This is a genomic window from Dolichospermum sp. UHCC 0352, from assembly GCF_009711925.1.
Classification (GTDB): Bacteria; Cyanobacteriota; Cyanobacteriia; order Cyanobacteriales; family Nostocaceae; genus Dolichospermum; species Dolichospermum lemmermannii.
This window is the reverse complement of record NZ_VIKY01000164.1, coordinates 1-6,162: the sequence shown is the minus strand read 5'-3', so window position 1 is coordinate 6,162 and position 6,162 is coordinate 1. Positions and strand designations below refer to the sequence as shown.

The 6,162-nt window shown below is 41.3% G+C and carries 4 protein-coding genes and 1 pseudogene; 3 read left to right on the top strand and 2 right to left on the bottom strand.

Features of this window, described 5'->3' with window-relative positions:
* Positions 1-58: 58 nt before the first annotated feature.
* Together dapA and FJR06_RS11445 are read left to right on the top strand one after the other, a co-directional pair.
* Positions 59-961 carry a 4-hydroxy-tetrahydrodipicolinate synthase gene (gene dapA, locus FJR06_RS11450; RefSeq protein WP_168651459.1) on the top strand — a complete coding sequence of 301 codons (903 nt, stop codon included), beginning with the start codon at positions 59-61 and terminating at the stop codon, positions 959-961.
* Positions 962-1,181: 220 nt separating this feature from the next.
* On the top strand, positions 1,182-2,948 hold the full coding sequence (locus FJR06_RS11445) for a ribonuclease J (protein ID WP_015078060.1): 1,767 nt from the start codon (positions 1,182-1,184) through the stop codon (positions 2,946-2,948).
* 80 nt (positions 2,949-3,028) lie between these two features.
* On the opposite strand, the pseudogene FJR06_RS11440 reads toward FJR06_RS11445, so the two are convergent.
* A pseudogene (locus FJR06_RS11440) lies at positions 3,029-3,262 on the bottom strand (SLC13 family permease); the annotation flags it as partial.
* Between the two features lie 391 nt (positions 3,263-3,653).
* Between FJR06_RS11440 and FJR06_RS11435 the strand changes: the two are divergent.
* Complete coding sequence (locus FJR06_RS11435; protein WP_148763632.1) at positions 3,654-4,031, top strand: Mo-dependent nitrogenase C-terminal domain-containing protein; 378 nt, start codon at positions 3,654-3,656, stop codon at positions 4,029-4,031.
* 120 nt (positions 4,032-4,151) lie between these two features.
* Here the strand turns inward: FJR06_RS11435 and FJR06_RS11425 are convergent, their stop codons facing one another.
* The gene (locus tag FJR06_RS11425; RefSeq protein ID WP_168631830.1) at positions 4,152-5,999 is read right to left on the bottom strand and encodes a caspase family protein; all 1,848 of its coding nucleotides are present in this window, start codon (positions 5,997-5,999) and stop codon (positions 4,152-4,154) included.
* Positions 6,000-6,162 lie beyond the last annotated feature (163 nt).

Here is a 6,162-nt window from a genome sequence, read left to right as displayed (position 1 = left end):
TTTATCTTCCAAATGCTTCGCCCCTACTGACAACTAACAAATTAGGAGAGAAAAGAGTGTGGGAGATTTTGGAACAGTTGTAACCGCTATGATTACGCCGTTTAAAGCAGACGGTAGTATTAGTTATGATGTAGTTGCCAAACTAGCAGATTATCTAGTTAACAACGGTACAGATACATTGGTGGTGTGTGGAACAACAGGGGAATCCCCAACCCTGACTTGGGACGAAGAATACCAATTATTTGCTGAGGTATTGCAAACTGTAGCAGGTAAAGCTAAAGTAATGGCTGGATGTGGTTCTAATGACACCAAAGAAGCGATCGCTGCCACCCAAAAAGCCGCTAAGATAGGAGTACATGGTTCTTTACAAGTAGTTCCCTACTACAACAAACCGCCACAAGCTGGATTATATCGACATTTCCAGGCAATAGCACAATGCTGTCCCGACCTGCCAATGATGTTATATAACGTTCCTGGGCGCACAGGTCAAAACCTCAGTTCAGAAACAGTGGTCAAGTTAGCAGAAATTAATAACATTGTTGCCATTAAAGAAGCCAGTGGTAACTTAGATCAAGTGAGTGAAATCCGTCGCTTGACACCAAAAGAATTTGAGATTTACGCTGGAGATGATTCTTTAACCCTGCCCATGTTAGCGATCGGCTCTCAAGGTATAGTCAGTGTAGCTTCTCATTTAGTGGGTAATCAAATCCAAGAAATGATTCAAGCATGGAAAGTGGGAAAAACTCAAATTGCTACCGACATTCATCTGCAACTGTTTCCATTGTTTAAAGCTTTATTTTTAACTACCAATCCCATTCCTGTCAAAGAAGCACTAAAACTGCAAGGTTGGGAAGTAGGTTCAACTCGTCTACCCCTGTGTGACGCTGATACGGATGTATCTAAAAAATTAGAGTCAGTCATGCAAAAACTGAATTTAATCCCAGCCACAATAGGTGAGTGATTTATAAATAATGTGTACAAATTGTTACTTTATTGCAATTTAAACACCTGTGCTACAACTGAATCATATAAAAATCATTCAGTTTTAAGTCCGTTTTCGGTAAACAAAATTGAATAGGACTCCATCAAAAACTGAATTTAAACAGAAATTTGGTCTTTTCTTTCATCCCAGAAACCGAACTATCAACTGATTCACAACTAACAAAAATATCCGGGACAAAATGGTTAAAAACGAAGCTAATTCCGCTCTCAAAATTATTCCTTTGGGCGGTTTACACGAAATAGGTAAAAATACCTGCGTTTTCGAGTATGAAGACGAAATTGTCCTTTTAGACGCAGGATTGGCATTTCCCACAGAAGCCATGCACGGGGTAAATATTGTATTACCTGACACAACTTATCTCCGAGAAAATCGCCACAAAATTAAAGGGATGATCGTCACTCATGGTCATGAAGACCATATTGGGGGAATTGCTTTTCACTTGAAGCAATTTGATATTCCAGTGATTCATGGACCAAGACTAGCAATGGCAATGCTAGAGGGTAAATTGGAAGAAGCTGGGGTAAAAGATCGCACAGAATTAAGAACAGTTATGCCCCGTGACATGGTGCGAATTGGCAAGCATTTCTTAGTTGAATATATCCGTAACACCCACTCCATTGCTGATAGCTTCACTGTTGCTATTCATACACCAATAGGCGTAGTTATCCACACCGGAGATTTTAAAATTGATCATACTCCCGTAGATGGTGAGAAGTTCGACTTACAACGTCTGGCAGAACATGGTGAAAAAGGCGTACTTTGCTTATTGAGTGATTCCACTAACGCAGAATTGCCAGGATTTACACCTTCTGAACGGGCTGTTTTTCCTAACCTTGACCGAGAATTTTCCCACGCAACTGGGCGCTTATTTATCACGACTTTTTCTTCTAGCGTCCATCGCATTAACATGATTTTGCAACTAGCAAGAAAACATAATCGTGTAGTGACGATTGTTGGTCGTTCCATGCTGAATTTAATCGCCCATGCCCGCAATTTAGGTTATATCAAATGTGAAGATAGCCTGTTCCAACCGTTGCATACTGTGCGGGGAATGCCAGATGAAAGAGTGCTGATTTTAACTACTGGCTCTCAGGGTGAAAGAATGGCAGCAATGACAAGAATTGCTAATAAAGAACACCCCCATATCAAAATTCGCCAAGGAGATACGGTTTTATTCTCTGCTAACCCCATTCCTGGTAATACAATTGCGGTGGTTAATACCATTGATAAATTGATGATTCAGGGGGCAAAAGTGGTCTATGGACGGGATAAGGGGATTCACGTTTCTGGCCACGGTTGTCAGGAAGAACAAAAGCTGATGATTGCTTTAACTCGTCCCAAGTTCTTTGTGCCATTTCACGGTGAACATCGGATGTTAGTCAAGCATTCGGAAACTGCTCAAAGTATGGGCATTCCGGCAGAAAATATGATCATTATCGAAAATGGGGATGTCATTGAGTTGACAGAACATTCTATCCGCGTTGCTGGGAAAGTGCCAGCAGGGATTGAATTGGTGGATACTTCGAGTTCTGGTATGGTTAGTTCTAAAGTGTTGCAAGAACGCCAACGCATGGCTTCTGAAGGGACTGTGACCATTGCTGCTGCTATTGATTGGAGTGGTAAGCTGATGGCTAAACCAGAACTTCTCATGCAGGGTGTGGTGACAAGTATCGAGCGATCGCTGTTGCAAAAATGGGTACAACAACGCATTGAAGAAATTCTCAGCGTCCGTTGGTCAGAGTTTTCACCTGTTGAAGGACAACCCGCTGATACAGATTGGGGTGGTTTGCAGGAAACATTAGAGCGTGAACTGGCTCGTTCTATGCGGAGAGAGTTGCAATGTCAACCTTCTCTGACGTTGTTGATGCAAGTCCCTGAAGAACCGGCTGCTAAGGTTTCTGATGGTAGAAGACGACGCACTCGTTCTACTGCGGTTGCTTCTTAAAGGATTATTTCGCGCAGAGACGCTAAGGAGCAAAGGCGCAAAGGTGTTTTTTGGCATCTTTGCGTTTTTGTTTGAGAGTTATTTTGAGGATTACCGCTGAGTGTAGTAACAGAACCAATGTTAGTCGCACCGGTTATAGCTAATAAGTAGGGAATGGGATTTAAGCCTAAAGATAGAGTTAGACTTAAAGCGAGGGGTGTAAAAATTAGGGCTATGGTGTCATTGAGAAAGTAGGCAGAGAGGATGCCACAGCCAAAAGTAAGGACTATCAATAAGCTCAGAGGACTACAAGTAAAGCTCAATAGCAACACCAATACTTAGATAGGTTAAGGAAAAGGTACTATAAATGACGAATTTAGTAAAAATCACGGACTAGATTTAGCTATGTAAGAATATTTTTCTTAATCTTAATTATTGATAATTATTGCTATAATAAGTTTTGTTGCAGTTAAAAGAAATCACAACTAAAGGCAGATGTCTTTATTAGAATTTTAACTGTGCCAAGTTACTAATAAGATTGAACAAGTACAGTATTGCTTTTTGGGAAATTATGGTCGGATTGACGTATTAACATATAGATTCAATCAGAGGAAGCAGTTAATTACACCTCTTACAGAATTTCCTTCCTGTTCTGTGCTTCAGGTTCTTGTCATACTCTATATTCATTAGTCAAGTGAATACCCTCATAAGAAAAGAGGAATTACTGTGAAAGTATCTAAAAATACCAGCAAAAATATTTTTTTAGCAAGTTGGATTTCTATAAATCCAGTAGAGGCTAGTGCAGCTAATGTTAATCCATTGCACCATGTTGCAGCCCAGCCTATTTGGGACTTTTTGCGTCCTGTGCGTAATTGGCTAGATAACATCCAAGTAAGCGATCGCCTATTAGCTCATCGTTTGTGTAAATACATTCCGGCTCAGTGTCCATTTGAGCGTGATGTCAAAGTATTTGGGAAAACACTGTTTCACATTCCGCCAATGTGTAAACTTAATCCTTTATACGAAGAAGTAGTAGGTTTGCGATTTAAAGCGATGTGCTATCTAGCTGATACCTGTGGCGAAGATATTTCCCAATATTGCTAATGGGTAATGGGTAATGGGTAATAGGTAATGGGTAATAGGTAATGGGTAATAGGTAGTAGTTTTACAACTGACAACTGACAACTAACAACTGACAACTAACAACTGACAACTAACAACTGACTAATTCTTTTGCTGTTGCCATTTTTGGATAGCATCCTGAGCATCTTCATAAGCAATCGTCACTTTTGGGACTAATATAGCAGTGGCGACAGCGGCATTAAAATCTCCTTGAGTGGCGCGGATTTTGGCTAAATCTAAAATTTTTTCACTCCACTGATTAATTGACGTTTGGGCAATTTCAAACCCAGGTTGTCCTTTTTGGATTTTTTTGGCTACTTCGATAGCGCGATTATATGTAGATGCTTGTTCGGGAATGATCAAAGCTGTAGCTGCATCTAAGAGAGTTTTATTACTTACATATTGCTTGGCTTCTAGTTGCCATTTTTGAATGACAGTTTGGGCTTGGGTATGAAGCGGCTCTTTTTTGGTAATTAACTGGGCAGTTGCTATCGCATTTTCATATTTTCCTTGTTTGGCTTGTGCTTGTGCCAACTCTAAAATCATTTGACACCAAACCTGAATATTCTCCTGAGCTTTGGCGTATAGTGGTGCGTCCGCTGGAGTTCTTTGGGCTTTAGCGATCGCAATACTTAAATTACTCGGTTGAGTAGGGACAAGAGACATTTTTTCTAGGTCGGAAATAGCTTGATTACGTTTATGAGAGTCTGTATTTGAATTGATTTGGGCTGTACTAGGATTTTGAGGAGTGGGAAATATTTGGGGAAGTGGAAGTTTGCTAGTCCGATGATTAGATACTGTTTTTGAGGAATTTTTAAACCGGAAACTCTCATGATTACGGAGTAAAAATGTAGTAATTAAACCTACTACTACCATAGTACCGCCACCCCAAATAATAAACTGTTGCCAAATTGGTAGCTCGGACTGGGATGAAGGATAGGTGTTAGCTGTGGGGAGAGCGGGAATAAATCTGCCCCCCGGTTTGGATGCTGGGGAAGTTGCTAAGGTGTAATTGCTGCTAATAAGTGACTCTGAGGTTGGTGGAAGTGCTAAATTTCCCCCGGTCTTTATTTGGCTTAAAGTAGTCTCTACTGAGGCATTCTCTGTCCACCAAGCCTTATCTGTGGCGCTAGAGGGACTATTTTCTAGAGGAGGTGCAGTCCGGGTGATAGCAAAACTTTCTGCTGGGAAAATTAGTGCTTCTGAGTTTTCATCTAATGTCAACGTGGGTAAAATAGCTGGCTGGGTCGTGGGAATCACAGTCATGGGATTTTGGACTGGTCGCCAGTGGTGTTGACAAAGTTTGGGGGTAAGATAAGTCAGATAAGCGGCTAAATCGGCAAAGTTGTAGCCTTTTGCAGAACCCAAGGCTTCTAATAATGCTGCTGTGAAGAAACCATGACCTAATTCTGTGCTTTCATGGGAAAATTCTTCAGGTTGACAGGAAATAATTGCCCCCATTTGCAGTTCTTGGGCTAGTTCGATGATTTCTTGTCCTACGGGTGCATCGGCTTGAGTTCCAAAAGCGCGGTTAATATCAAAGATGAGTAAGATATTGAGTCCGGTAACTTGTAGACTCTGTAAGAGCGATCGCACTTCTATCCCGGTTTCGGGAACTTGATCAGGATTCCCTGCGACTGGCATTAAATAATCTTGTTCTTTGTGGTTAACCCCGTAGCCGCTAAAAAATAACCATAGACAGTCCTCTGGCTGCCAGAATGTGGCTGCTAATTCTTCTAGCAACGAGAGGATGTTTTCCTTTGTCGGATAGGAGGATTGCTCTCCTATGGGGGGTGAAGTATTTGTCATTAACAGGCATTTTTCGGGAAGAAAACCTGCTTGTGTCACCAAAAAATCCTTAATTGCCTCAGCATCGGCTTGAGCGCAACTGAGAGGTTGAAAGGATTGATATTGATTAATGCCGATGGCGATCGCCCAGTAATTTACCATCCCGCTCTTTGTCGGTTGTTTGTTGTTTGCCTGAAATTGCTGTTAGCACTGGGCTTTCACCACAAAGCTAACTTACATCTTAGAGGATGTTTTAAAAGTTTTTAATGTGTAAACAGACCCCTCTCCAAACCTCTCCCCTACCAGGGGAGAGGCTTTAAAACCC